The organism is Actinopolymorpha sp. B9G3 (assembly GCF_040120725.1).
In the GTDB taxonomy this organism is placed as follows: domain Bacteria; phylum Actinomycetota; class Actinomycetes; order Propionibacteriales; family Actinopolymorphaceae; genus Thermasporomyces.
The window spans coordinates 172959-198120 of sequence record NZ_JBEEAB010000006.1; the positions used below are offsets into that span (position 1 = coordinate 172959).

Annotated in this window: 24 protein-coding genes; 11 read left to right on the forward strand and 13 right to left on the reverse strand. The window is 69.4% G+C overall.

The genetic code is table 11. The annotated features are described in order from the left end of the window. Window positions 1-168: 168 nt before the first annotated feature. Window positions 169-591: a DUF3151 domain-containing protein gene (locus tag ABNF93_RS13295; RefSeq protein ID WP_349328285.1), complete on the forward strand. Its 423-nt coding sequence runs from the start codon at window positions 169-171 to the stop codon at window positions 589-591. Between the two features lie 117 nt (window positions 592-708). On the opposite strand, the gene ABNF93_RS13300 is transcribed toward ABNF93_RS13295, so the two are convergent. The 3 genes from ABNF93_RS13300 to ABNF93_RS13310 all read right to left on the reverse strand — a co-directional run bounded on the left by ABNF93_RS13300 (window position 709) and on the right by ABNF93_RS13310 (window position 4268). After that, complete coding sequence (locus ABNF93_RS13300; protein ID WP_349328286.1) at window positions 709-1569, reverse strand: aldo/keto reductase; 861 nt, start codon at window positions 1567-1569, stop codon at window positions 709-711. A gap of 242 nt (window positions 1570-1811) precedes the next feature. Further along, entirely contained in the window at window positions 1812-3191 is a 1380-nt protein-coding gene (locus tag ABNF93_RS13305; RefSeq protein WP_349328287.1) for an alpha-amylase family protein, read from the reverse strand. Between the two features lie 141 nt (window positions 3192-3332). Then, window positions 3333-4268 (reverse strand): diacylglycerol/lipid kinase family protein, encoded by a 936-nt coding sequence (locus ABNF93_RS13310; RefSeq protein ID WP_349328288.1) that lies wholly within the window; start codon window positions 4266-4268, stop codon window positions 3333-3335. Window positions 4269-4478: 210 nt separating this feature from the next. Between ABNF93_RS13310 and ABNF93_RS13315 the strand changes: the two genes are divergently transcribed. The 3 genes from ABNF93_RS13315 (at window position 4479) to purD (ending at window position 7787) form a co-directional block, all read left to right on the forward strand. After that, a complete protein-coding gene (locus ABNF93_RS13315; RefSeq protein WP_349328289.1) occupies window positions 4479-5762 on the forward strand; it encodes an adenylosuccinate synthase in 1284 nt (427 codons plus the stop codon). 262 nt (window positions 5763-6024) lie between these two features. Then, window positions 6025-6426 carry a PIN domain-containing protein gene (locus ABNF93_RS13320; protein ID WP_349328290.1) on the forward strand — a complete coding sequence of 134 codons (402 nt, stop codon included), beginning with the start codon at window positions 6025-6027 and terminating at the stop codon, window positions 6424-6426. Window positions 6427-6518: 92 nt separating this feature from the next. Further along, a complete protein-coding gene (purD, locus tag ABNF93_RS13325) occupies window positions 6519-7787 on the forward strand; it encodes a phosphoribosylamine--glycine ligase (RefSeq protein ID WP_349328291.1) in 1269 nt (422 codons plus the stop codon). Between the two features lie 111 nt (window positions 7788-7898). On the opposite strand, the gene ABNF93_RS13330 is transcribed toward purD, so the two are convergent. Then, the gene (locus ABNF93_RS13330; RefSeq protein WP_349328292.1) at window positions 7899-8183 is read right to left on the reverse strand and encodes a DUF1540 domain-containing protein; all 285 of its coding nucleotides are present in this window, start codon (window positions 8181-8183) and stop codon (window positions 7899-7901) included. A gap of 150 nt (window positions 8184-8333) precedes the next feature. Here ABNF93_RS13330 and ABNF93_RS13335 point away from each other — a divergent pair, with 150 nt between their 5' ends. Next, window positions 8334-9140, forward strand: coding sequence for an SDR family NAD(P)-dependent oxidoreductase (locus ABNF93_RS13335; RefSeq protein WP_349328293.1), 807 nt, complete (start codon window positions 8334-8336; stop codon window positions 9138-9140). 207 nt (window positions 9141-9347) lie between these two features. Here ABNF93_RS13335 and ABNF93_RS13340 read toward each other — a convergent pair whose 3' ends face one another. Then, on the reverse strand, window positions 9348-10136 hold the full coding sequence (locus ABNF93_RS13340; RefSeq protein ID WP_349328294.1) for an LLM class F420-dependent oxidoreductase: 789 nt from the start codon (window positions 10134-10136) through the stop codon (window positions 9348-9350). Between the two features lie 49 nt (window positions 10137-10185). Continuing rightward, a complete protein-coding gene (locus ABNF93_RS13345) occupies window positions 10186-11514 on the reverse strand; it encodes a sensor histidine kinase (protein ID WP_349328295.1) in 1329 nt (442 codons plus the stop codon). Between the two features lie 109 nt (window positions 11515-11623). Between ABNF93_RS13345 and ABNF93_RS13350 the strand changes: the two genes are divergently transcribed. After that, complete coding sequence (locus ABNF93_RS13350) at window positions 11624-12508, forward strand: ABC transporter ATP-binding protein (RefSeq protein ID WP_349328296.1); 885 nt, start codon at window positions 11624-11626, stop codon at window positions 12506-12508. Beyond that, window positions 12505-13278 (forward strand): hypothetical protein, encoded by a 774-nt coding sequence (locus ABNF93_RS13355; RefSeq protein WP_349328297.1) that lies wholly within the window; start codon window positions 12505-12507, stop codon window positions 13276-13278. Before ABNF93_RS13350 ends, ABNF93_RS13355 begins: the two co-directional genes overlap by 4 nt. Before the next feature lie 4 nt (window positions 13279-13282). On the opposite strand, the gene ABNF93_RS13360 is transcribed toward ABNF93_RS13355, so the two are convergent. Beyond that, the gene (locus tag ABNF93_RS13360; protein WP_349328298.1) at window positions 13283-13948 is read right to left on the reverse strand and encodes a response regulator; all 666 of its coding nucleotides are present in this window, start codon (window positions 13946-13948) and stop codon (window positions 13283-13285) included. Window positions 13949-14164: 216 nt separating this feature from the next. Between ABNF93_RS13360 and purB the strand changes: the two genes are divergently transcribed. Further along, a complete protein-coding gene (gene purB, locus ABNF93_RS13365; RefSeq protein WP_349328299.1) occupies window positions 14165-15604 on the forward strand; it encodes an adenylosuccinate lyase in 1440 nt (479 codons plus the stop codon). Window positions 15605-15722: 118 nt separating this feature from the next. Further along, window positions 15723-17153, forward strand: coding sequence for a sulfatase family protein (locus tag ABNF93_RS13370; protein WP_349328300.1), 1431 nt, complete (start codon window positions 15723-15725; stop codon window positions 17151-17153). A 69-nt stretch (window positions 17154-17222) separates the two neighbouring features. Here the strand turns inward: ABNF93_RS13370 and vanX are convergent, their stop codons facing one another. Genes vanX through vanH form a run of 3 tightly spaced genes read right to left on the reverse strand, consistent with a single transcriptional unit; the run spans window position 17223 to window position 19892 of the window. Next, entirely contained in the window at window positions 17223-17903 is a 681-nt protein-coding gene (gene vanX / locus ABNF93_RS13375; RefSeq protein ID WP_349328301.1) for a D-Ala-D-Ala dipeptidase VanX, read from the reverse strand. Beyond that, the gene (gene vanA / locus ABNF93_RS13380) at window positions 17900-18940 is read right to left on the reverse strand and encodes a D-alanine--(R)-lactate ligase (RefSeq protein WP_349328302.1); all 1041 of its coding nucleotides are present in this window, start codon (window positions 18938-18940) and stop codon (window positions 17900-17902) included. The genes vanX and vanA overlap by 4 nt, the downstream gene beginning before the upstream one ends. Then, window positions 18933-19892 carry a D-lactate dehydrogenase VanH gene (gene vanH / locus ABNF93_RS13385; protein WP_349328479.1) on the reverse strand — a complete coding sequence of 320 codons (960 nt, stop codon included), beginning with the start codon at window positions 19890-19892 and terminating at the stop codon, window positions 18933-18935. The genes vanA and vanH overlap by 8 nt, the downstream gene beginning before the upstream one ends. 285 nt (window positions 19893-20177) lie before the next feature. Here vanH and ABNF93_RS13390 point away from each other — a divergent pair, with 285 nt between their 5' ends. Then, window positions 20178-21542, forward strand: coding sequence for a UDP-N-acetylmuramoyl-tripeptide--D-alanyl-D-alanine ligase (locus ABNF93_RS13390; protein WP_349328303.1), 1365 nt, complete (start codon window positions 20178-20180; stop codon window positions 21540-21542). A gap of 19 nt (window positions 21543-21561) precedes the next feature. Here the strand turns inward: ABNF93_RS13390 and ABNF93_RS13395 are convergent, their stop codons facing one another. From ABNF93_RS13395 to ABNF93_RS13405, 3 genes are all read right to left on the reverse strand, one after another. Then, window positions 21562-22134 carry a VanZ family protein gene (locus tag ABNF93_RS13395; RefSeq protein WP_349328480.1) on the reverse strand — a complete coding sequence of 191 codons (573 nt, stop codon included), beginning with the start codon at window positions 22132-22134 and terminating at the stop codon, window positions 21562-21564. Between the two features lie 73 nt (window positions 22135-22207). Continuing rightward, a complete protein-coding gene (locus tag ABNF93_RS13400; protein WP_349328481.1) occupies window positions 22208-23353 on the reverse strand; it encodes a lipid II:glycine glycyltransferase FemX in 1146 nt (381 codons plus the stop codon). A gap of 32 nt (window positions 23354-23385) precedes the next feature. Beyond that, window positions 23386-23865 carry a M15 family metallopeptidase gene (locus ABNF93_RS13405; protein WP_349328304.1) on the reverse strand — a complete coding sequence of 160 codons (480 nt, stop codon included), beginning with the start codon at window positions 23863-23865 and terminating at the stop codon, window positions 23386-23388. Window positions 23866-24156: 291 nt separating this feature from the next. Here ABNF93_RS13405 and ABNF93_RS13410 point away from each other — a divergent pair, with 291 nt between their 5' ends. After that, entirely contained in the window at window positions 24157-25038 is an 882-nt protein-coding gene (locus ABNF93_RS13410) for a phosphoribosylaminoimidazolesuccinocarboxamide synthase (RefSeq protein WP_349328305.1), read from the forward strand. The last annotated feature ends 124 nt before the right edge of the window (window positions 25039-25162 follow it).

The following is a 25162-nucleotide window of genomic DNA, read 5'->3' on the forward strand; positions in this document are numbered from 1 at the left end:
GGACCGCTCGGTCACCGCTGCACCACTCAGGTGGGCTGTGAGCCCTGTCCGCGGACCGGACGCGCCCTGCGCGCGGCCGCCAGGATAGGCCGCCGCAACCTCACTCGTCCACGGCCGCCCCGGCAGGTGGGAAGCGGCACCCACCCGACTCCGGGCAGGATGGTGGGCATGAGCACACCGCACAACCTGCTGGGCGAACCGCCCGCGACCCGGCTGCCCGAAGACACCGAGGCGCGCGCAGCCCTCGACGGCGGCGCTGATCCCGCGGAGGTCGCCCGCGCCCACCCGACGTACTCCCTCGCCTGGGCGCTCCTCGCGGAGCGCGCACTCGCCGACGGCCGAGACATCGAGGGCTATGCGTACGCCCGGGTCGGCTACCACCGCGCCCTTGACGCCCTACGTCGGAACGGCTGGCGCGGCCATGGCCCGGTGCCGTGGGAACACGAACCCAACCGCGGCTTCCTGCGGGCGCTGGGCTCGCTGGCCAAGGCGGCGGACTCGATCGGCGAGGACGACGAGGCCGAGCGCTGCACGACGTTCCTCTTCGAGTCGAGCAGCACGGCGGCCAAGGAGCTCGGCCTGCACGCCTGAGTCGAAGCGGATCAACGGCGGCGGACCCGGACAGCCCGGCGGCGGATGTCCAGTTCGGCCGCCGCCGATCGTCTCTTCTCCGCGGCGACGCAGCGACGCGGCGACGCGCCTCCGCGGCTACGCGGCGTCGAGGGTGGCGACCTCGTCGGCGGACAGGGAGAGCTCGGGCGCCTGGGCGGAGTCGCGAATCGACTCCGGCCGACTCGCGCCAGGAATCGGGATCACCACCGGCGACTTCGCCAGCATCCAGGCCAGGCAGACCCGCTGCGGGCTGACCCCGTGCGCCTTTGCGATCTCCGCGAACGCCGCATGCCGGGAGCCGAGCTCACCCGCCCGGGAGATCCCGCCGAGCGGGCTCCACGGCAGGAACGCGATCCCCATCTCGTGGCACAGCTCGAGTTCTGGCTCGCTGCTCCGGAACGCCGGGGAGTACTGGTTCTGCACCGAGACCAGCCGCCCCCCGAGCACCTCGTTCGCCTCGCGGATCTGCGCGACCGTGGCGTTCGAGATTCCGGCGCGTAGGATCCTGCCCTCGTCGAGCAGGTCGCGGAGCGCGCCGACCGACTCGGCGTACGGAACATTGGGATCCGGCCGGTGGAACTGGTAGAGCCCGATCGCCTCGACCCCGAGCCGCTTCCGCGAAGCCTCGCACGCGGACTTGAGATAGGCCGGCGAACCGTTGGCCGTCCACGAACCGTCGCCCGGTCGCAGATGGCCACCCTTGGTGGCGACGATGACGTTCGAGGTGTCACCGCCGTAGCTCGCCAGACACTTGGCGATGAGCGACTCGTTGTGGCCGACCTCTCCCGCGTAGAGGTGGTAGGCGTCGGCGGTGTCGATGAGGGTGACGCCGGCGTCGAGCGCGGCGTGAATCGTGGCGAGGCTGCGCGCCTCGTCGGGGCGACCTTCGATGGACATGGGCATCGCGCCCAGCCCGATCGCGCCGACCTGCACATCGCCGAGCTGGCGGAGTTTCATGGACGGTCCCCTTCTACGGTGATCAACGGCTCGCGGGAGTATGCACGTACCCGTTCCGGGCGGTCGCCCGGCGGTTGAGCGCCGGCGTTTCCTCGCCAGGATCGGACCCTCGGCCGCCATCTGTCCAACAGCAGAACGTTCTGGGATTCAGCACGCGAGCTGATGGAAAGCGCAGGTCAGGAACGCCTTGCCCGCCCGTGGCAGCCACCACGTCCCGCGGGACGCCGATCAGGAGACAGGCCCTACGTCCCGGGAGGGGAGGTCGGGTGGGTGGGGACGAAGACCCGCCATCCGTACGCGGGAACGTCGAGCGGATCGGCAATGTCCTCCGGTTCGCCCGGCTCCACCCCCGGCCCCGAACTCGCGCCGATCACCATCCGGGCGATCGAGTCAGCCAGCCCATCCGGGAAGCGGTACGCCTCGTCGGCGACGTTCATCAGCACCACCACCTCGCTGCGTGGTCCGCCCGGCGCAGCTGCGGTGTCCGCCGCCGTCACCCGGTAGGCGAATGCCCGGTTGGTGAGGTGCTCGACCGTGGAACGCCCGTGGACCAGCCACGGATGGCGCCGACGGAGGCCGATCAGCCGCTGATGCAGGCGGTACACCGGCCACCCGGACTCCGACAGCCCGGCAGGTGAGTCCGGGAACACCGGCCGGATCGCGTCGTCACCACCCTCGCGTTCCTCCTTGATCCCCCGGAACCCCTGCTCGTCCCCGGCGTACACACTCGGTACCCCGCCTACGGTGAACAGGACCACGAGCGCATGTCCGACCAACTCGGCACGGTCGAGCCTGCTCGCCAGCCGTGTCACGTCGTGATTGCCGACGAAGGTCAGCGGGCAGAACGCCTCGACGAAGCTGTCGTGCCGCTCCAGCGCCCAGGCCAGTTCGAAGAAGTTCCGGTCGCGGAGTGAGCTCCAGATCGCCTTCCACAGTTCGTACTGCGTCACCGAGTCCAACCCGCTCTCGGCGACGTACCCGGCATAGTCGCCGTGGATCATCTCCCCGACGAACCACGCCTCCGGATTCCGCCGCCGCACCTCCGGCAGGACGCGGCTCCAGAACGTCGGTGCCACCGCGTACGCGGCGTCCAGCCGCCACCCGTCGGCGCCCCGAGCGAGCCAGTGGTTCATGACGTCGATGACGTACGCCGCGACCGCGGGCAGGTCGTGGTCGAGGGCGGCGAGACGGTCGTGCCCCTCGAAGGTGACGTGGCGGCCGTCCGGCCCGCGCCGGAGCCACGCGGCCCGGGTCGACTCCTCCTCCGGTGCCTGCCCACCGCTCGGGAACCCCCGCCCCACATGGTTGAACACGCCGTCCAGCAGGATCCGCAGCCCGCGCTGACGGGCCGCCGCCACCAGCCGGTCGAAGTCGGCGGCGTCGCCGAGTCGCGGGTCGATCCGGAGATGATCCACCGTGTCGTAGCCGTGGGTCTCGGACGCGAAGATCGGCCCGAGCACCAGCCCCGAGCAGCCGAGCTCCACGGCATAGTCGAACCAGGGTTCCAGCCGGCTCAGACGATGCCGGACCTCGGCTCCCGGCGGCAGCGCGACCGGCTCGGCGCCGAGAAAGGGCAGCGGAAGGAGGTGCCACCAGATCGCGTGGTCCACCCAACCGCCCATCGACGCTCCTCACCTCGGATCACTTCCGCCGCGCCGTCGGACACATACCCCGTCGCCGGACACGCGCACCAGGGCGGACGGCGAAAACACCCCCGGCCTAGGCCGGCATGAGCGCCCTGGCGGTGCGCTCCCGCGCCGGGTTCAGGCGGCCGGCACGACCATCCGCAGGCTCTGGGGCACGACCTTCCAGGTACACCGCTGCTCGGTGCCGCTGTCCTGGCCGTCGCAGGTCATCCAGAACCGCTGGCCGCAGACCTTGATCTCCCGCGCCCGGACCGTCTGGATGTCCGTACGAACGATCGGGTGCGGACGGCGGAGCCAGTGCCGTGCCGCGGACACAGGGTCGACGGCGAAGCCCACGACCAGCTCTGCGTGACCGTCCGCTCTCGCCGCGCACGAGGCGACCGTGGACCCGGCACCCGGCCGCGGCGACGAGGCCGACGACATCGCGGACCTGCCGTTGGTGACCGCGACCGACCACACCGGCCGGTCGAAGTCGGTCACCACCTCGTCATCGGCCTCGATGCGTACGTGGAGGGCTCGCGGCCGCACTGACCCACGGCGACGGGCGGGACGACCGAACGCGGACAGGGGCCCGTGGTCGCCGAAGCCGTCCCGGCCACCGCCCAACCCCCACCATCCCGGCGTGCCACGCGCGGGGCAGCGGCCCAGGTGTACGGCATTGACGACTACCGAACCCCGGCAGTCGACGAGCAGATCGAACCGGCGCTCGACGCCGGCGAGCACCGTCTTGGCGGCGACGTCCGGATCAGGCGGAACCCCCGCCCCGCAGGCGAAGCCGCGGCCGGAGCCGTCCGGCAGAACGGCGAGCAACGCGTCGTCCAGCTCGTTGCGTCGGTGCAGGGCGGCGACCACCGAATGGAGGTGCCGGTCACCGCCGGCCACCACCACCGTGCGCCCGCCGCGCCGGTGCAGGGCGCCGTCGAGCTCCCCAGGCAGCCGTACCCGAACCGCCTGGACGTCGGCCTCCGCGCGCAGGGTGTCGATGGCGGCCTGGACCTTGTGCTCGTCCACACCGTCGGCGTCGGGAGGGATCACCACGAGCAGGGACTCCACGCACGGCACCCTACCGCCTGCTCCACTGCCCATGGCGCTGCCGAAAGGGGCCCGGACGGGGGTGGACTATCCTGGGCCCGCAAGAGCCGGCTGCCCCAGGTTCGCTGCGACGAGCCGGGATCCGCGACCCGGCAGCGGAGCGAGCCACCTCACTCCTGGCGCTCGTTCCGCAGGTGGCGGCCGGACGTCCGCCATTCGGAAGGACCCCTGATGCCCGCGATCGTGCTCGTCGGTGCCCAGTGGGGCGATGAGGGCAAGGGCAAGGTCACCGACCTGCTCGGCAGCTCGGTCGACTACTGCGTCCGCTACCAGGGCGGCAACAACGCCGGCCACACGGTGGTCGTCGACGGCGAGTCCTACGCCGTCCACCTGCTGCCCTCCGGCGCCATCACGCCCGGCTGCGTACCCGTGATCGGCAACGGTGTCGTCGTCGACCCGGCCGTGCTGCTGGACGAGATCAGCATGCTCGAGGGCCGCGGCGTGAGCTGCACGAGTTTGCTGATCTCGGCCAACGCGCACCTCATCGCGCCGTACAACACCGTCATCGACAAGGTGACCGAACGCTTCCTCGGCCACAACCGGATCGGCACCACCGGACGCGGCATCGGACCGACGTACGCCGACAAGGTCAACCGTCTCGGCATCCGCGTCCAGGACCTCTTCGACCCCGGCATCCTGCGCCAGAAGGTCGAAGGCGCCCTGCTCCAGAAGAACAACCTGCTCGTCAAGGCGTACAACCGGCGCGCCATCGGTGTCGACGAGATCGTCGACGGGTTCCTGCGCTACGTCGACCCGCTACGTGGCTACGTCACCGACACGTCCGCAGTGCTCAACACGGCCCTGGACGGCGGCAAGGTCGTCCTGCTCGAGGGTGCCCAGGCGACGATGCTCGACGTCGACCACGGGACGTATCCCTTCGTCACGTCCTCGAACCCGACCGCGGGCGGGGCGTGCATCGGCGCCGGAATCGGCCCGACCCGGATCGACAAGGTGATCGGGGTGCTCAAGGCCTACACCACGCGGGTCGGTGCGGGCCCCTTCCCCAGCGAGCTGTTCGACGCCGACGGCGAGCATCTTCGCAAGGTCGGTGGGGAGTACGGCGTGACGACGGGACGGGCGCGCCGGTGTGGCTGGTTCGACGCGGTGATCGCGCGCTACGCCACCCGGGTCAACGCGTTCACGGACTACTTCCTCACCAAGCTCGACGTGCTGTCCGGCTTCGAGCGGGTGCCCGTGTGTGTGGGCTACGACGTCGACGGCACAAGGTATGAGGAGATGCCGATGACGCAGACCGACTTCCACCACGCCCGGCCGATCTACGAGTACCTCGACGGCTGGTGGGAGGACATCTCCGGCTGCCGGTCGTTCGAGGACCTGCCGAAGGCGGCCCAGGCGTACGTCAAGGCACTCGAAGAGCTCATCGGCGCTCCCGTCGCCGGCATCGGCGTCGGACCCGGGCGGGACGAGGTCATCGCCCTGCGGCCACTGCTTTGACCGTACGAAGCGCGGCGCTGGCGGGTGCGGCGTCAACGGCACGGAGCAGCCGGACGGGTGCGGCGCCGACCGTACGGAGCTACCGGCCTGGGACCTTTCGCGTGGCGGCGCCGGTTGCCCTCGCCCGTGGCGGCGCGAATGACCACGCTGAGCATGCCTGTGGAGCCTCACCAGGCGTCGGCGCCTGTTCCGGGTGCCACAGGCATGCTCAGCGTGGTCATTCGCCGGGCCGGCTCGCGGGCGACGTGGAACGGTGGTTCCTGTGAACGGCACCGCCAAGACTCTCCTCATCGTCGATGCGGCGAACGTCGTCGGCTCCGTACCCGACGGCTGGTGGCGGGACCGGCTCGGCGCGACGATCCGGCTCCGCGACACCCTCGCCCCCCTCGCGTCCCGTGGAGTCGACGCGATCGCCGAGCCGCCGCTGGAGGTCGTCCTCGTGGTGGAGGGCGCCGCACGGAAGGTGCCGGCGACGCCGGAGGTACGCGTGATCCCCGCATCCGGCTCGGCGGACGACACGATCGTGGAGTTGGTCGCGGCCGAGGACGCCCAGGACTCCCGCCGGGTCGTGGTGGTGACCGCCGACCGCGGCCTGCGGGACCGGGTGCTGGCGTTCGGCGCCGAAGTCGCCGGCCCGCGAACCGTCTACCCCGCCCCCGACTGACTCCCAGACATCACCGGCCGAAGGCCAACCGTCTGCGCGGCTGAGCGAGTCCGGCGGCGGCGGTCGGGAGGGGTCGTCTAGGGTCGCTTGCCATGGACGTACTCGTCGTGGGCGCCGGCGGCCGCGAACACGCCCTCGCCCTAGCTCTGCGCCGCGATCCCACCGTCGACACCGTGCACGCCGCCCCCACCAACCCCGGCATCGCCGAGGTGGCCGAGGCCCATCCACTGGACATCTCCGACAACGACGCCATCGCCGACCTGGCCGAGAAGCTGGGCGTGGACCTGGTCATCATCGGACCCGAAGCGCCGCTCGTGGCCGGTGCCGCTGATGCCGTACGCAGCAGAGGGATCACCTGCTTCGGCCCTTCGCGACAGGCGGCGCGGATCGAGGGGTCGAAGGCGTTCGCCAAGGAGGTCATGGCGGCTGCCGGTGTACCCACCGCGATGGCGCACGTGTGCGAAAAACCCTCCGAGGTGGCCACCGCCCTCGACGCCTTCGGTCCGCCGTACGTCGTCAAGGCCGACGGGCTCGCCGCCGGCAAGGGCGTCGTGGTCACCGTCGACCGCGACGCCGCCCTCGCCCATGCCGAAGGATGCGACCGGGTCGTCGTCGAGGAGTTTCTCGACGGCCCGGAGGTGTCGCTGTTCGCGCTGACCGACGGCGCCACCGTCATCCCGATGCTGCCGGCCCAGGACTTCAAGCGCGTCGGCGACAACGACGAGGGGCCCAACACCGGTGGGATGGGTGCGTACGCCCCGCTGCCCTGGGCGCCGCCCGGCCTCGTCGACGACATCGTCGCCCGGGTCGTGCAACCCACGGTTGACGAACTCCGCCGGCGCGGGACGCCGTTCGCGGGGCTCCTCTACGCGGGCCTCGCGCTCACCTCCCGCGGCCTCAGGGTAGTGGAGTTCAACGCCCGCTTCGGCGACCCCGAGACGCAGGTGCTGCTCCCCTTGCTGCGTACCCCCCTCGCCCCCGTCCTCCTCGCCGCGGCCACCGGCACGCTGAGCGAGGTCGAGCCGCTGCGCTGGCACGCCGGCGCGGCCGTCACGGTCGTCATCTCGGTGGCTGGCTACCCGGACGCGCCACGGACGGGCGACGTGATCGAGGGGCTCGACGACGCCGCCGCGTTGGACGGCGTGGAGATCCTGCACGCGGGAACGACGCTCGACGCCGCCGGGCGCCTCAGCACGTCCGGCGGGCGGGTGCTGGCTGTCACCGCGCAGGGCAGCGACCTGGCGAGCGCCCGCGACCGGGCCTACGCTGCCGTCTCCCGGATCCACATCGCCGGATCCCACCACCGGCGCGACATCGCGGCCAGGGCGGTTCAGGGCGAGGTACGAACGCCCGGTATGTGACGTCTTCCCCGAGCAGGGGGCTTGTCGTGGCGGAGGTTCCCGCACGCACGTCGGGATCGCAGGAAGGCACGCCCGTCGACGTCACGTTCGGGCGGCGGGACCCTTACGCAGTCAGGCCGGCTGGTAGGTCAGGCAGTCCACCTCGTTGTGCTGGTAACCGACGACGATGCCGGCGGCCTGGCACTCGAGGTTGACGTTGTGCTGGCACTCGGCCATCTTGCAGGCACCGACGTGGCCGACGGACGCGGGATCTCCTCCCTTGAAGGCCACGTCGTAGAACGTGTCGCACTGGGCGCCACGGGAGTCGCCGACCGTGATGGCGAGAGCGTGGCAGGCCTGATCGCGGTTGTACGCACACGACTCCGCTGCACACCGGTTCACTACGGGCATATCCATACCGGCGGCCTTCCCAGATCTTGACGTTTTGTAACGCCCGTCCGGGCCAGCGCAGTCACGCCGGGTCCGAATCCCGCCGGCCCGCCACGCCTGCGCTGGTTAGCGTTCGAAGCCAACGACGTCAGCACAGTAGGAAGGAACCCCGCCTCCATGGACCTGCACCTGTCAGATCGCGTGGCCGTTGTCACCGGCGCCTCGAAGGGCATCGGACTGGCGATTACCCGGACCCTGGTCGCCGAGGGCGCGCGCGTGGTCGCCACGTCCCGCAAGAGCACGCCGGACCTCGATGTCTTGCTCGGGCCGGCCGTCCTTCATGTCGCCGCTGACCTGATGGATCCGGATGCGCCGGCGATGGTCCTGTCGCGCGCTGAAGAGGCGTTCGGGGGTGTGGACATCCTGGTGAACAACGCGGGTGGGCAACCTCCGGGAGTCACCTTCCCCCGTGGCTCTTTCCTGGACGCGACCGATGACGACTGGCGGGCGACGGTCGAGTTCAACCTGTTCTCGGCGGTCCGCGCGGTGCGTGCCGCCATCCCGCTGATGCTGAAGCGGGGCGGCGGCTCGATCATCAACGTCTCCTCCATGATGGCCTGGCAGCCGTCACCGACCAACCTCGACTACTGCGCGGCCAAGGCGGCGATGACCAGTGCCGCGAAGGGTTTGTCGGAGGAGTTCGCACCGCGCGGTATCCGGGTGAACACGGTCTCCCCGGGGCCGGTGCGTACGCCTTGGTGGACCGACGCCGGTGGTGTCGCCGACATGTTCGCAGCTCAGGCCGGCGCTGATCGGGACACCGTGCTGGACACGATCGTCCCGGAGTCGATGCGTCTGTCCACCGGCCGCATGGTCGACCCACAGGAGGTCGCCGACGCGGTCGCCCTGCTCGCCTCGCCGCGTTCTGCCAGCACGACGGGTGCCGACTTCATCGTCGATGCGGGATGTCTCAAGTCCGTGTGACCGCATTCGTTCGCGCCGGGTGACCGCATTCGTTCGCGCCGGCATACGCCACGTCGACACGTCGACGGCTACGAACCCCCGCCTCCACAACCGCCGATGGCGCCGCGATGAACGTCATCTCACGAAGGGGAGCCAAGAGCGGCGTCCTCCTGACTTCCCCTTCGCCTGTGTCACCGCGGAAGCGTGGAGCTTGCGGGCATGAACGCGTCAGGAACCGGAGGAGTTGTACTCGTCCCGCCAGGCGATCCACTTCTCGACCGTGCTCAGGTCGTAGTCGGGTCCGTTGACGCCGAGCGTGAACTGCGTGATCCCGGCGTCGAGCAGCGGCTTGGCGACGTCCTCCGGCGTACCCTCGGGCGCGCCGGCGGACCGCTCGATCTCGGCCGGGTCGCGGCCGATGTCGGCGCACCAGTCGTCGAGGACCTTGCGCTTGCGTTCGAGGGTCGAGGCGTCGCCGAACCCGTGCCAGATGTGGGCGTACTGCGCGGTGTAGCGGAGGGTCTTGCGTTCGCCGCCACCGCCGATGAGCACCGGGATGTCCCGCGTCGGCGCCGGGTTCAGCTTGCCCCAGCGGGCGGTGATCCGCGGCAGGGCCTCGGACAGGTTGTCGAGCCGGCCACCGGCGGTCCCGAAGTCGTAGCCGTACTCGGTGTAGTCGCGTTCGAACCAACCGGAACCGATACCGAAGATCAACCGGCCATCGCTCATGTGGTCGACCGTGCGGGCCATGTCGGCGAGGAGCTCGGGGTTGCGGTAGCTGTTGCAGGTCACCAACGCGCCGATCTCGACCCGGGACGTCTGCTCCGCCCAGGCACCCAGCATGGTCCAACACTCGAAGTGCTTGCCGTCGGGTTCGCCGTAGAGCGGGAAGAAGTGGTCCCAGTTGTAGATGATGTCGACACCGGCCTCCTCGGCGCGCGCGACGGCATCGCGGATCTGGGAGTAGTCGGCATGCTGGGGTTGGATCTGAACGCCAATCCGTACTGGTCTCGTCATGATGTGAACCTAACGGACCGCCGCAACCCCGCTCCCGACGATCACCGGGTCAGAGCCGATCAGCGTTCAGGACGTAGAAAAGTACGAGTACGGCGGCCATGGCAGCGGGGGCGAGGAATGTCCCGATCATGCTGCGGTGCAGTCGGCGGCGCGCGGCGGACAGCGCGTGGCTCGATAACGGTGCGACGACTGGCGCGGCGGCCGATGCCATGGGCATGAGCGGGAGCCACGCGGTGACGGTGAAGCCACCGTCAGTGGGGCGTGCGTCCAGGGTGCCGCCGACGAGCCGGACCCGCTCGTCCAGGCCGATGAGACCGTAGCCCTGGATGCCGTCGGTCTGTGGTGGGGCCATCGGCGGAGCACCGTTGACGACGGTGACGACGATCCCCTGCTCGCCCTCGTCGTGGCGTCGCAGGGTCACCGTCACCGAAGCGCCGGGTGCGTGCTTGATCGCGTTGGTGAGCGCCTCCTGGACCACCCGGTAGGCGGCGCGGGCCGTGACGTCCGGCACGGGTGTGTCGAACTCGGCCGTGGCGTCTTCGAGGGTCACGGCAACTCCGGACGCCGCCGCCTGCGTCACGAGCGACTGCACGGTGCCTCCCGCGGGAACGACGGGCGGCGTCTCGCCGTCGTCCCTCAGCATCCCGATGATCTCGCGCAGCCGATCCGTTGCCGACGCCGCCGCCTGCCGCAGCTCCCCGGCCGCCTGCTGCCCTTGCGGGCCGATCCCCGTGGTCACCTCGAAGCCCGCCGCCCGAACGGCGATCAGGCTCAGCTCGTGGCCGAGGGAGTCATGCATGTCGCGGGCGATCCTGGCCCGCTCCCGCAACCGGACCTGGTTGGCCACCAGACCCTGCTCCCGCTCGAGTCGCTCGGCGAGTTCCCAGCCGGCGCGGAGCAGTTCGGCCCGCTGCAGGACGTACTGGCCGGCGGTCCACGGGAGAGCGACCTGGAGGACCATCGTGCTCGCGAGGGTGAACCAGTCCTGGGCCGTTCCCTCCTGATTCACCACGGCGAAGGCCAGGGCCACGGCGCACAGGGCGGCCAACAGCTGCACCACGGACCGCCCCCCGGCCGTCCGCCGGCCGAGCAGGAATGCCAACGTCACCTGGGCAAGGGTCAGCTGCTCGCAGTAGAACTCCCTGGTCACTGCCAGAGCGAGGACCGTGGGAAGCACCACCGCGACGAGCGGGACGCTCCGGGACACGAGCACGGCGCCCGCCAGCAACGCCACCGCCACGGCCTGGAACATCGGCATGGACAAAACGGAACCCGGCGGCAGGCCGTCGTCGCTGAGGAACACCGGGGCCGTGATGGCGGCCCAGACCAGGAAGTCGACAGCGCGACGACTGCCGAACATCCTCCAGATCCGCTCCACGGGCGACAGGCTACGGGCACGACCGGCGGAAAGAGCTGACGAACGACAGTACGGCTCACTGACGATCGTGCGCAGTCGGGGGCAGCCGACGATCCGTAGGTTCGCGAGCGTGATAAGCCTGAGAGACCTCACCAAGCGCTACGGCGCCAAGACTGCCGTCGACGGACTGACGCTCGAGCTCACACCTGGGACGGTCACGGGGTTCCTCGGCCCCAACGGCGCCGGCAAGTCCACCACGATGCGCTTGATCCTCGGCCTCGACGCTCCGACGGCCGGGACGGCGCTGGTCTGTGGACGCCGGTACGCCGAACTCGACCAGCCCCTGCGTACCATCGGCGCATTGCTGGACGCCAAGGCCGTCCATCCCGCCCGCTCTGGCCGCGACCATCTTCGGGCGATGGCCCGGAGCCAGCGCATCCCCGCGTCCCGGGTGGACCAGGTGCTGGCCCTGACCGGGATGACGGAAGCCGGGCGGCGGCGCGCCGGCACCTACTCGCTGGGGATGAGTCACCGGCTCGGTATCGCGGGCGCCCTCCTCGGTGATCCGCAGATCCTCATGCTCGACGAGCCCGTCAACGGCCTGGACCCCGACGGCGTGCGCTGGATCCGGACTCTGCTGAGGTCACTGGCGGCTGAAGGACGCACCGTCTTCATCTCCTCGCACCTGATGAGCGAGGTGGAGCAGACGGCCGACCGGCTTGTCGTGCTCGGCAAGGGTCGCCTGATCGCGGACGAGCCGATGGCGAACCTGCTCACCGGCACCGGGACGAAGGTGCGCGGACCCCAGCTCCACGCGCTCGCTGACGCGCTGGACGACGCCCGCTGGTCAGGGCCTGACGAGCTCACCGTCACCGGTGTCCATCCCGAGCAGGTCGGTGCGCTGGCCCACGAGCTCGGGCTCATGCTCTACGAGCTCAGTCCGGTCGAGCCGACGCTCGAGGAGTCCTACATGAACCTGACCGCCGACAGCATCGAGTACGGAGCCGAAGCATGACCACGACGTCCTTTCCGCCGGCCGCCACCACGTCCCTTCCGGCGGCCGCCACCGTGGCCTCGACCGCGGCCGCCGAGTGGATCAAGCTGCGCACACTGCGTTCGACCTGGTGGTTCGTGGGCGGCTCCGCCGCCATCATGGCACTCGTCGCCATGCTGGAATCCGACGACGGCGACCCCACGACCGTCCTCGCGGTATCCGTTGCCACGGCAGCCCTGTCCAACTTCCTCCAGTACACGCTCGCGGCGTTCGCGATGCTCGCCATCACAGGGGAGTTCGCCTTCCGGAGCATCGCCGTCACGTGCGCGTGTACGCCCTCGCGCACCCGCGTCATGCTGGCCAAGGCCGTCGTGGTGGGGTCCACGGTCCTGCTCGTCGGCACCGGGGTCGCGGTCCTGGGCGTCGGTGTCGCCGCCGTACGGTTCGGCGAGCTGGGCGCGCTCGACTCGACCCACGTCGCCGACATCGCGGCCATGGGCGTCTACCTGTCCCTACTCGGCGTGCTCGCACTCGGCATCGGCACCCTCGTCCGCCGGACGGCCGGCGGTCTGGCGATCCTCGTCCTCCTGCTCCTCGTCGTCCCCGAGGTCATGGTGCTCGTGTCCGAGCGGCTGGGCGCTCCGGTCATTGCCACGATCGCGGACTACACGCCGTCGCCCGCGGGGTGGCGGCTCATGTCCGGAGACTGGGAGTACGGGCTGGTCCTCGCGGCCTGGGCGACGCTCACGATCGCAACGGGTATCTGGGCCCTGCGCACCCGCGACGTCTGAGCCGCTACTCGCCCTCGGAGTCGTCTACCAGGCCGGCCCCATGGGCGAGCACCGCCGCCTGGACCCGGTTCTTCAGAGCCAGTCGGGCCAGCAACGTACTGACGTAGGCCTTGACCGTCCCCTCGGTCAGGAACAGCCGCTGGCCGATCTCGGCGTTCGACAGTCCTGCGCCCAGGAGGGCCAACACCTCGCGCTCACGCGGCGTCAGCCTGTCGAGGCGTTCCTTCGCCGCCGTACGCCGGGTCACCTGGCCGTCGTTGACCAGCTGGATGACCCGGTGCGCGACCTTCGGCGAGAGGTACGACGCACCGCCGTATGCCGCCCGCACCGCGGCCATGAGTTCGTACGGATCACCCGCCTTCAGCAGGAATCCGCTCACGCCGCTCTCGAGCGCCGCCCCGATGTACTCGTCCTCGGAGAAGGTGGTCAGCATGATCACCGCGGTGTCCGGGACGACCCTGCGCAACTCTGCCGCCGCACTGAGCCCGTCGAGCACGGGCATCCGGATGTCCAGCAGGGCGACGTCGGGCCGGTGCACCCGAGCGGCCTCGACGGCCTCGCGCCCGTTGCCGGCGTCGGCGACCACGTCGATGTCAGGTGCGGCGGCCAGGATGGCCCTGACGCCGGCCCGCATCATCGCCTCGTCGTCCGCCAGCAGCACCCGGATCACGCCCCGACCGTACTACCAGGCACACCCGCTTGGCGGCGTCCAGCGACGCGTCCGAGCTCTGCGCGGCGGTTTCCATGATCATGAAGGAAAGGCGGCTATACGCCCGCAAACTTTCATGATCACGATCATGATCACGGGGGTCGACGCCTTCGGGGAACCGAGGGCGCGAGGGGTGATCCGGGGCGGGACCGCGACCGGCGGGCGGCCTGCGGGAGAATGGGGTACGTGCCGCCACCGGTGATCCCCGACGTCCTCGCCGCCCGCTACGCCTCCGCCCCCCTGGTGGAGCTGTGGTCGCCGGCCCACAAGGTGATTCTCGAACGCCGACTCTGGATCGCCGTGCTCCGGGCGCAACGCGACCTCGGTGTCCCGGTGTCCGACGGCGTGATCGAGGCGTACGAACGAGTAGCCAGCCAGGTCGATCTCGACTCGATCCGCGAGCGGGAGCGCCGCACCCGCCACGACGTCAAGGCACGCATCGAGGAGTTCTGCGCCCTCGCAGGTCACGAGCACATCCACAAGGGCATGACCAGTCGCGACCTCACCGAGAACGTCGAGCAGCTCCAGATCCGCGCCTCCCTCGAGCTCGTCCGCGACCGCATTGTCGCCGCGCTGGCACGGCTCGCGGCGCGGGCCGCCGAACACGCCGAACTGGTGATCGCCGGCCGCAGCCACAACGTCGCCGCCCAGGCCACGACGCTGGGCAAGAGGTTCGCGTCGATCGCCGACGAGCTGCTCGTCGCCCTCGAACGCATCGAGGACCTGCTGGCGCGCTATCCGCTGCGTGGCATCAAGGGTCCGGTCGGCACCGCCCAGGACCAGCTCGACCTGCTGGACGGGTCGCCGGAGAAGCTCGCCGATCTCGAAGACCGCGTCGCCGCACACCTGGGCTTCACCCGTGTTCTCACCAGCGTCGGCCAGGTCTACCCGCGCTCGCTCGACTTCGACGTCCTGTCCGCCCTCGTCCAGGCGACGGCCGCCCCCTCCAACCTGGCGACCACGATCCGGTTGATGGCCGGCAACGAACTCGTCACCGAAGGATTCCAGCCCGGCCAGGTCGGTTCGTCCGCCATGCCGCACAAGATGAACACCCGTTCGGCCGAACGCATCAACGGCCTCGCGGTCGTCGTTCGCGGCTACCTGTCGATGGTCGGCGAGCTGGCCGGCGACCAGTGGAACGAAGGCGACGTCTCGTGTTCGGTGGTCCGCCGGGTGGCCCTGCCGGACGCGTTCTTCGCCACCGACGGGCTGTTCCAGACGTTCCTCACGGTGCTGGAGGAGTTCGGTGCGTTCCCCGCGGTGGCGCAACGCGAGCTTGACAGATACCTCCCGTTCCTCGCGACAACCAAGGTGCTGATGGCGGCGGTCCGGCGCGGCGTCGGGCGTGAGACCGCACACGAGGTCATCAAGGAACACGCTGTCGCCGTCGCGCTGGCGATGCGGGAGAAGGGCGCCGAACGCAACGACCTGCTCGACCGGCTCGCCGCCGACGAACGCCTGGGCCTCAGCCGGGACGAGCTGGGCGGCCTTGTCAACGATCCCCTGACGTTCACCGGTGCGGCTCTGGCGCAGGTGAGTGAGGTCGTGCGCCGGGTGCGGACCGTGGTCGAGCGCTATCCGGAGGCCTCGTCGTATACCCCGGACTCCATCCTCTGAGAGCCCGTCGCCACCCCGTCCCACTCTCCTGCGGCGTGGCCTGGTCATCGGCCAGGAGCGGTCACGTGCGCGGAGGTACCCCTGTCCTCGCGGTCGATCGGCGACCAGGATGGCTGGTATGGCAGCGACCCCACGGAAGCCGAACATCGTCCTGATCGTCTCCGACGACCACGGGTACGCCGACCGTGGCGCGCTCGGTATCGACCCCGACGTGCGTACGCCCTCCCTCGATCGGCTGGCCGCCGAAGGGGTCTCGTGCACGCAGGCGTACGTCACGGCACCGATCTGCAGCCCGTCCCGCGCCGGCCTGATCGGCGGGCAGTACCAGCAGCGGTGGGGCGCCCAGTGGTTCGACTCCAGTGCGTTTCCCGACCACCTGCCCTCGCTCGCCGAACGCCTCCGTGACGCCGGCTACGCGACCGGCTACCTCGGCAAGGTCCACTACGGGCGCGAGGACAAGGGCGACCGCGCATGTCCGCCACACCATGGGTTCGCCGAGAGCTACTACGGCCTTGCTGGCAAGCAGGTGGGCCGGCTCAACTACCTGCGCCATTCCCGCGCGGCCGTGGAGAGCTACGGGCCGGAAGCGTCCCGCACCATGGCGGTGCAACCCCTTCTTGACGGTGACGAGGAGTGCGAGCTGGAGGGCTTCCTCACCGCGGAGCTCGGCCGCCGAGCACGGGACTTCGTTACCAGGCACGAGGATGAGCCGTTCTTCCTGATGCTGGCGTTCAACGCCGTGCACAACTTCTGCTTCCAGCTGCCGGACGACGAGCTGGCCAGGCGCGGACTGGCGAAGTTCCCGGACTGGGATCCCGCGATCTCGTCGTACGTGGACTGGTACGACGGTGCGATCTCGCCCTACCTCCCGAACGGTCGGGCGTACTACCTCGCCCAGCTCGACCTCATGGACGCCCAGATCGGGCTGCTGCTCGACGAGCTCGGCCAGCGCGGACTCGCCGACGACACGCTCGTCGTCTACACCACCGACAACGGCGGTTCGATGTGCAACTTCGGTGTCAACACTCCCTTGCGCGGTACGAAGTACACGTTGTGGGAGGGCGGTATCCGCGTTCCCTACCTCGTGCGGTGGCCCGAGGGCGGCATCACGGGCGGGCGTACGAACGACGCACTGACCAGCACCCTCGATCTCTATCCCACGTTGCTGACCGCGGCCGGCGCACCCCCGGAAGGTTGGGCGCACACGGACGGACTCGACCAGTTGCCGGCGCTGCGCGGCGACACAACCAAGTCGTCAGGCGACGCCGGGGCAGCTGGGCACGAGGCGCTGCACTGGGACTGCGGCTTCCAGTGGGCCGTACGCCTCGGCGACTGGAAGCTCCACCACGCCTCGGCCGGCCCACACGCCGACGCTCTGCGGCGCGGCGAGCACACCGACATCGGTGTCGGCCAGCGGCTCACCCACCTGGGCGACGACATCGGCGAGACCACCGACCTCTCCGCCGAGCATCCGGAGATCGTCGAACGCCTCCGTGCCCGCCACGCGGCCTGGCGTACCGAGGTCGGGCTGGCCTCGCTTCCCACGTGAGGACGACGACCGAGTGATCGTGAGACAGCTGATTCAGGTACTCAGGGGAACGGCAGCCACGCTCCCCGCTCAGGATTGGTCGGCCGTTGTTCTCATGGGTGTGCCAGCCGCCTCTACATGCCTTCCCTTGTCGACGAGATCAGGAGTGATGGGAAAGTCGAAATAGGTGTCCGGATATGGTTCGTCCTTCAGTTCGTAGTGCCACCACTCGCGATCGTACGAATCGAATCCGCAGGCGGACATGATCGATCGAAGGTACTGACGATTTCTCGCCTCGGCCGCTGTGATCCCCGCTGCGCCGTGATGCGAGATCGAATCCATCAGATCATGATCACCACCCATGGGGACGAGGGTTCCGGTGGCGAGCCCAAAGAGCGTCAGGTCGACGGCGCCGCCGCGGCTGTGGCCCGACCTGGCGGCGACATATCCATGGTCGAACAGCTCGGATCTGTCGATGTTCGGATGGTGCCTCGGTTTCGCCCGGCTGTCCTCCGGTTGCTTCGACCACCGCAGAAAGCAGTCCACGGCACGCTGTGGACGGTAACCATCCCAGAGAAGCAGACCGAATCCGAGGGAGGCGGCCTTGTCTCGCGCTCTCTCCAGGGCCGCACACAGGGCCCTTGTGCCGACGATTCGATTCGCTAGGTACCCGTCCACCGGCCGGCGGGTGAAGTTGTCCCAGGTAGCGTACTTGGCATCCCAGCGAATGCCGGATACGACCTCGTCGACGAAGACAAAGTCGTCCTTCATCGCCCGGTTCCCGCCAAGGCCAACGCCACCATCCGGTCGATCACGTCGGAAAGCGGCAACCCCGCGGCGGCCATCATCCTCGGATAACGACTGTAGGAGGTCATGCCCGGCAGCGTGTTGACCTCGTTGAGGACGACCTTCCCATCCCCTGTGAGGAACATGTCCACCCGCGCCAGTCCCCGGCAACCCAAGGCGCGATAGATGGCCTTGGCCGTCTCCCGAACACGCTCACGCACCTCGGCCGGAATGTCCGCGGGAACGATGAAGGTCGCGTTCTCGGATCCGCTTTCGGGATCATCCTCCTGATGGATCTTGAAGAAGCCATGAGAGAGCGAGACTCGGTCCACCTCACCTGTCGCCAGCTCCGAGTCGTTCCCCAGGACGGCACATCCGACCTCGCTGCCGACGACCGCCTCCTCGATCAACACCTTCGAGTCGAACTGTCGTGCGGTTTCCAGCGCACTCGGCAGTTCTTCCTTCCCCGAGACCTTGCTGACCCCGAAGGAGGATCCCGAACGGGCCGGCTTCACGAAGACGGGATAGCTGAGCCGGTCGGCATCGAGGTCGTCGTTCGTCGTGACGGTCCAGAACTTCGGCGTGGCGATTCCCGCGCTGCCGGCAACGATGTAGGCGAGGGACTTGTCCATGCAGACGGCGGAGCTCTGGACATCGCAGCCCACGTAGGGGAGGCCGGAGAGCTCGAGCAAGCCTTGGATCGCACCGTCTTCGCCGAGCTTGCCGTGTAGGACGGGCAGCACGACGTCCAGGCTGATCGTGGCGTACCGCCCCTGCTCCAGCACGAGCAGCCCAGGGACGCTCCGGTCCGGTGACAGCACAACCGAACGACAGTTGCCGTCCTCCCAGCCGCCGTCGGGGCCGTCGCAGAGCATCCAGGCACCGCGCTTCGTGATCCCGATGTAGAACGGTTCATACTTTGCGAGATCGAGGTTCTTGGCGACTTCTCGCGCAGACTTGACGGAGATGGGATGCTCCTCGAAACCGCCCCCGAAGATGATTCCGAGCTTCAACCTATCCATGCTGATTCCTGCTTTCGAATTCCAGGCAGTTGGTGAGGGAGTTTTCCACGGTGTCCCTCAGAGCGTGGTCCGTGTAATAGGCGGTGTGCGGACTGATGAGCACGTTCGGCAACTCCTGGAGTCGCAACAACGCCTTGCTCTCGATGGGTTTGCCTCGGCAGTCTGCGTAGAAGATTCCTTCCTCTCCTTCGAGCACATCCAACCCCGCACCGCCAAGTCGACCGCTTTCCAAGGCTTGAACCAGCGCCTCGGTGTCAAGAAGTGCCCCGCGTCCGGTATTGATGATGAACGCGCCGTGCTTCATCTGCTCGATACGTCGACGATCCAGGAGGTGGTGTGTTTCCGCAGTGAGCGGCGTATGGAGCGTCACCAGGTCGCTCAGCCGCAGCAGTTCATCGAGCGGTACGTAGTCGGCAGCGGTCTCGGGATGAGTGTCATGGGCCAGTATTCGACAGCCAAAACCCCGCAGCCTGTCCATGACCGCCGCGCCGATGCGTCCTGTTCCGATGACGCCGATCCTCAGATCGCGTAGTTCTCTCCCGCGTACACCGCTCAGTCGGTAGTCATGCGTATCCGTGCGGCGGACCATGGACTTTGCATGTCGCGCCGCCATCAGCATCAGCATCAGCGTGTAGTCAGCCACGCTGTCGGGCGAGTAGGTGACGTTTTCCACGGAGATGCCGACGCTCGCCGCGTAGCCCACATCGATGTGGTTGTAGCCAATGCTTCTTGTCGAGATGTATGTGACGCCGACTCGGCTGAGTGCTTGAAGGGTGGAGTCTGTGACGTGAGTCTTGTGATCCACGCTGATGCACCGGTTTCCCAATGCCAGGTCGATATTGGCCTCGGATACCGCTGCCTCGGTGATCTTCGGCATGACGCCGAGACGAGGTGCCAACTCTCGGAACAGAACAGCCTCGTCCTGACCACATCCATAGATGGTGATCCCCATCTTCTGGCCGGCAGAGGAGGACGTGGACGCCAGCGATCGGGTGCGGCGGGCCGCTGTTCGTACTGGTTCGCTGTAGGTCATGCCAGCCAGTCAAGGCGGTGCGGTGTTGCCAGCACGTATCGAGTTTTCGATATGCCGACGATATGCCGCACCGCCTTGACTGGCTGGCATGACCTACAGCGACCCAACCTCTTCCAACCGCTACCTCGTCAGCCTGCTCCCTATCTGCGCGATCTCGATCGGCCGGCTGTCGCTGCGCATCGCCGGCCCTCGCGCCGTCCGGGCATGATCCCGCTCAGCCTCGGCGAGATCGCCGCGGTCCTCGGCGGGACGGTCGAGGGCGACGACGCCGTGACGGTGACCGCGCCGGCCGTGCTCGACGGCAGGCAGGCCAAGCCCGGCGGCCTCTTCGTCGCCTTCGCCGGCGAGTACGTCGACGGCCACGACTACGCCGGCCAGGCCGGCCGGGCGGGCGCGGTGGCCGTGCTCGGCTCCCGGCCAACGTCCCTGCCCACGGTCGTCGTCGCGGACACCCAGGCCGCGCTGCAGGCGCTCGCCGCCCACGTCGTGGCCCGGCTGCGCGACGGGCTGACCGTCGTCGGGGTGACCGGCTCCCAGGGCAAGACCAGCACGAAGGACCTCCTGGCGGCCGTACTGTCGAGCGCCGGGACGACGATCGCCACGATCGGCTCGCTCAACAACGAACTCGGCATGCCACTCACCATGCTGCGCGCCGACGCGGCCACCCGGTTCCTCGTCCTCGAGATGGGAGCCCGCCACATCGGCCAGATCGCCGCGCTCACTGGGCTGGTCTCGCCTGACATCGCCGTCGTCCTCAATGTCGGCCGGGCCCACGTCGGCAAGTTCGGGTCGCGCGCGGCCATCGCCAGGGCCAAGGGCGAGCTTGTGCAGGGGCTGGCGCCCGGCGGCACCGCCGTCCTCAACGCCGACGATCCGCGGGTGGTCGCGATGCGTGCACTCACCGACGGCCCGGTGCTGACCTTCGGCCGGGCGGAGCACGCCGACGTGCGAGTGCTCGACCTGGCGCTGGACCGGCTCGCCCGGCCGTCCTTCGTGCTGCGGACCGCCGACACCTCGGCTCCCGTCACGCTGCCGCTCGTGGGCGCCCACCAGGCGCTCAACGCGTCGGCTGCCGCTGCGGCGGGACAGGCGGCCGGCGTACCCCTCGGCATGGCCGCGGCGGCACTGGCCACCGTCTCGCTGTCGAAATGGCGCCTGGAGCTACGCGACCTCCCGGGCGGCGCGACCCTGCTCAACGACTCCTTCAACGCCCACCCCGAATCGACCCTCGCTGGACTGGACGCGCTGTCGGCGATCGAGGGCGGGCGCCGCATCGCCGTCCTCGGCGCGATGCTCGAACTCGGCGACGACAGCGAGGCCGAGCACCGCGCCGTCGGGGAGTACGCGGCCTCCCGGGCCGACGTGGTGGTCGCGGTCGGCGAGGCCGCCCGGCCGATCGCCGACGGCGCGGGAGAGCGGGCGGTGGCGCTGGCCGGCAACGACGCGGCCGTCGACTGGCTGCGCGACCACCTCGCCGCCGGCGATGTGGTGCTCGTCAAGGCGTCCCGCGGGGCGCGTCTCGACGAGGTTGCCGCCGCGCTGGCGGAGTTCGGCGGGGTGCGCAACTGACCCTGAGAGCGCCGACGGCTCAGGACCTCGGTACCGGAGCGGATCGAGGTCGGTCTGACGGCATGCCCGCTGAGGCGAGCCACCAGCGGCGCGACGCCAGTGCGGCCAGCCCGGCGCCGGCCGCGTTGAGCAGCACATCGTCCACCGAGGACACGCGGTCCAGCCGCAGGACGTACTGAGCGGTCTCGACCAGGACCGAGCAGCCCGCCGCGAACGCCAGGATCCGCGGTACCGACGTCAGTGCCGCGAACCGCAGGGGCGCGAAGAACCCCAGCGCGGCGAACACCAGCACGTTGCCGACGACCTGGCCCGTCGACATCGTGAGCAGGTCCCGCAGCGGTACCAGGCTCACCCGACCAGGGATGGCGCCGGCCCGGCTGCCCGGCAACATGGTCATCCATACCCAGGGCACAGTCCCGTAGACGATGCCGACCTCGGCCAACGACGTGCGCCAGGCCGACGCCGACGTGACGCCGCTGGCACTCCGCCGGCGTGCCAGAGCCCACACCGCCAGCGCGGCCATCGGCAGTACGAGCACCGTCAGGTAGGCCACGCCGGTGAACGTACCGACCCAGCTGTGCCACCCATGCATGGTCACGTTGCCTCCGCTTGCCCGACCGCGATATCCATCCCAGGTCGGAACGATTTGGGTAGGGAGATTCAGCTCATCGCCCGCGCCGCTTCAAGGACCTGCGCCGCCTCATGTAGAGGTCGAAGGCCCGGTAGACCATCGGCCGCAGCGGCAGGTCCCACTCGCCGACGTACCTCACCGCCTGACCGCCGGTGCCGACCTTGAACTGGATCAGCCCGACGTGCGGGTCGTCCGCGTCGAGGGTGGGCGTGATGCCGCGCAGGTCATAGACGTCGCAGCCAGCCGCCAACGAGTCGCGGATCATCGCCCACTGGCAGGCGTTGGAGCCGCGCACCTCGCGCTTTTCGGTGGAGGAGGCGCCGTAGGAGTACCACGCGTGGCCGCCGACGCGGACCAGGATGGCGGCAGCCACCAGGTCGCCCTGGTGGCGGGCCAGGTAGAGCTCGATCCGCTCGGGGTCCTCGGCACTCATCGCCGCGAACATGGCCTCGAAGTAGCGCAGCGGCCGGGGCGTGAAGCGGTCGCGCTCGGCGGTGTGGACGTAGAGGTCGTGGAACGCCTTCAGGTCCTCGCCGACCGTCACCTCGACGCCCTCCTTGGCCGCCTTCTTGATGTTGCGGCGCCACAGCTGGTTCATGCCCGTGAGCAGGTCGTCCTCGGTCCTGCTCTGCCCGTCGAGATTGCGCAGTGGAAGCTCATACGTGAACTGCGGCTGCCCGGCCCCGAATCCGTCCTCCGGGTACTGCGGCAGCCAGCCGGCGTCCCTGAGCTGGCTGGTCACGCGAGCGCCGAGGGGGTCGGTCTGCTGACTGGGCAGCTCGGTGAGCCGCTCGATGCCCGGGTCGGCGATGCCCTCCTTGACCTGGGCCGCGCTCCAGGTGTTCGTACGCACCGGCGGGCCGAGCCGGATCGCGAACGCGCCGTCTGCCTTGAGATGTGCCGCCAGCGGGTCGAGCCACGCGTCGATCTCGCCGGGCGAGTCGATGGCCGGGCCCTGGGGCAGGTAGGCCAGCGTGAAGCGCTCGAGCCGTGGCACTGGGCGGTGCAGGACGAGGCCGGCGCCGACCAACGTCCGGCCGGCGTACCAGCCGAGGGACTCGCTGCGCCACTCGGTCTTGACGCGGCCCCAGGCCGGGGTCTGCAGGAAGCTGACCGACCGCTGTTTTCGCACGAACGCCACATGCTCGGCGGCGCTGATCGGCCCGACGGTCAAACTCACGCCCGACACCGGCTCGATGCCGTGCGTGCTGGTCACTGCTGCATCCTTGGATCGTGCGTGGGGTCGGCGTACATGGGCGGGCAGCCGTGATCGATCGCTTCAGGGCGCAGTTCGTAGTGCCAGGGCTCGTTGCGGTAGATCTGGCACAGCCCGTACCCGGCGCCGTGCTTGGACAGCCACACCGCGGCGTCGGGGGGCCCGATGTCGACCGCGTCCCCGGACACGTGAGCAGACGTGTCGGGGGTGGCCACCCATCGAGCGGCTTCCTCCTCGGAGCCGTACTTGAGGACCGCCTCACGAAACAGCTGATTCTGGTAGTCAGGGGAACGCCAGCCGCTGTTGACGTAGAACGTGACGCCGTCGTCCGCGGCATCCGTCGCGGCTTGGCGGAGGGCACCGAGAAGATCCGAAGCGAGGTTGGCTACGCAGGAGTACTCGTCATCAAACACTGTCACGCCGTCGGGGACGGCACGGTCATCCTCGGGTGGCGTACCACGTGCGGCTCGAGTCATGCGACCAGTCAAGGCAGCGTGGTGTTGTCGGCACGTATGTGGTTTTCGATATGCCGGCGATATGGTCCGGCTCGTAACATCGAGTGTTGCCAGGGGACGCGTCGTGCGTGACGGGGGGCACTGCCGGTTACCGGGGGCGCGGCCGCTGACCGGAAGCGCCGCAATCGTCGGCCCCGGCGGGGGTCGGCGTCGTCTTCGTAGGACCTGCCCCGGCCACCTGGCTGAGCTGGTCGCTGGCGCAGTCGCGGACACAGGCGTCGGGCGGCCGGCGCGCTCTGCAAGGATCGGCGTATGAGCGAATCGGTGCCGGCCTTCGGCCTCCCGCACGTCTATTCGGGCAAGGTCCGCGACATCTACGAGGACCGCGGCGATCTGATCCTCGTCGCCTCCGACCGGATCTCGGTCTTCGACACCGTGCTGCCGACCCCGATCCCGGACAAGGGGCGGATCCTCACCGCTCTCTCGCTGTGGTGGTTCGAGCGTTTGGCAGACCTCGTACCCAACCACGTCATCTCCGCGACCGGCGTCCCGTCCGCGTTCGCGGGCCGGGCGATCCGGTGCCGCCGCCTGGAGATGGTGCCGGTCGAGTGCGTCGCCCGCGGCTACCTCACCGGTTCAGGCCTGGCGGAGTACGAAAAGTCCGGCACAGTCTGCGGCGTCTCCCTCCCGGCCGGCCTCGTCAACGGATCCCAGCTGCCCGAGCCGATCTTCACTCCGACGACGAAGGCGCCCGTGGGTGAGCACGACACCGCCATGACGTACGACGAGGTGGTGGCCAAGGTCGGTGCCGACACCGCGGAGGAGTTGCGCCGGCTCACGGTCGAGGTCTACCGGCGGGGCGCCGCCCTCGCCGCCGAGCGGGGCATCATCATCGCCGACACCAAGATCGAGCTCGGGTTCGCCGGCCCCGACCGCAGCCTTGTCCTCGCCGACGAGGTGCTGACGCCGGACTCGTCGCGGTTCTGGCCGGCGGAGACGTGGCAGCCGGGGCGCGCGCAGTTCGCGTTCGACAAGCAGTACGTGCGGGACTGGGCGGCTTCAAGTGGTTGGAACAAGGAACCCCCCGCTCCGGAGATCCCGCCCCAGGTCGTCGAGGCGACCCGGGACCGCTACGTCGAGGCCTACGAACGACTTACCGGCGAAACCTGGAGCGGCGGCAGCCCTGCTGGATGAGGGGACCCGTCATCCGCTGCTGCTCACCGAACCGCCCCGCACGCCGCCTCATTCTGGATATGTACACTCCAGAATAGGCCACCCATCCGCCGGAGGGCACCAGGCCACGACACTCACACCGGAG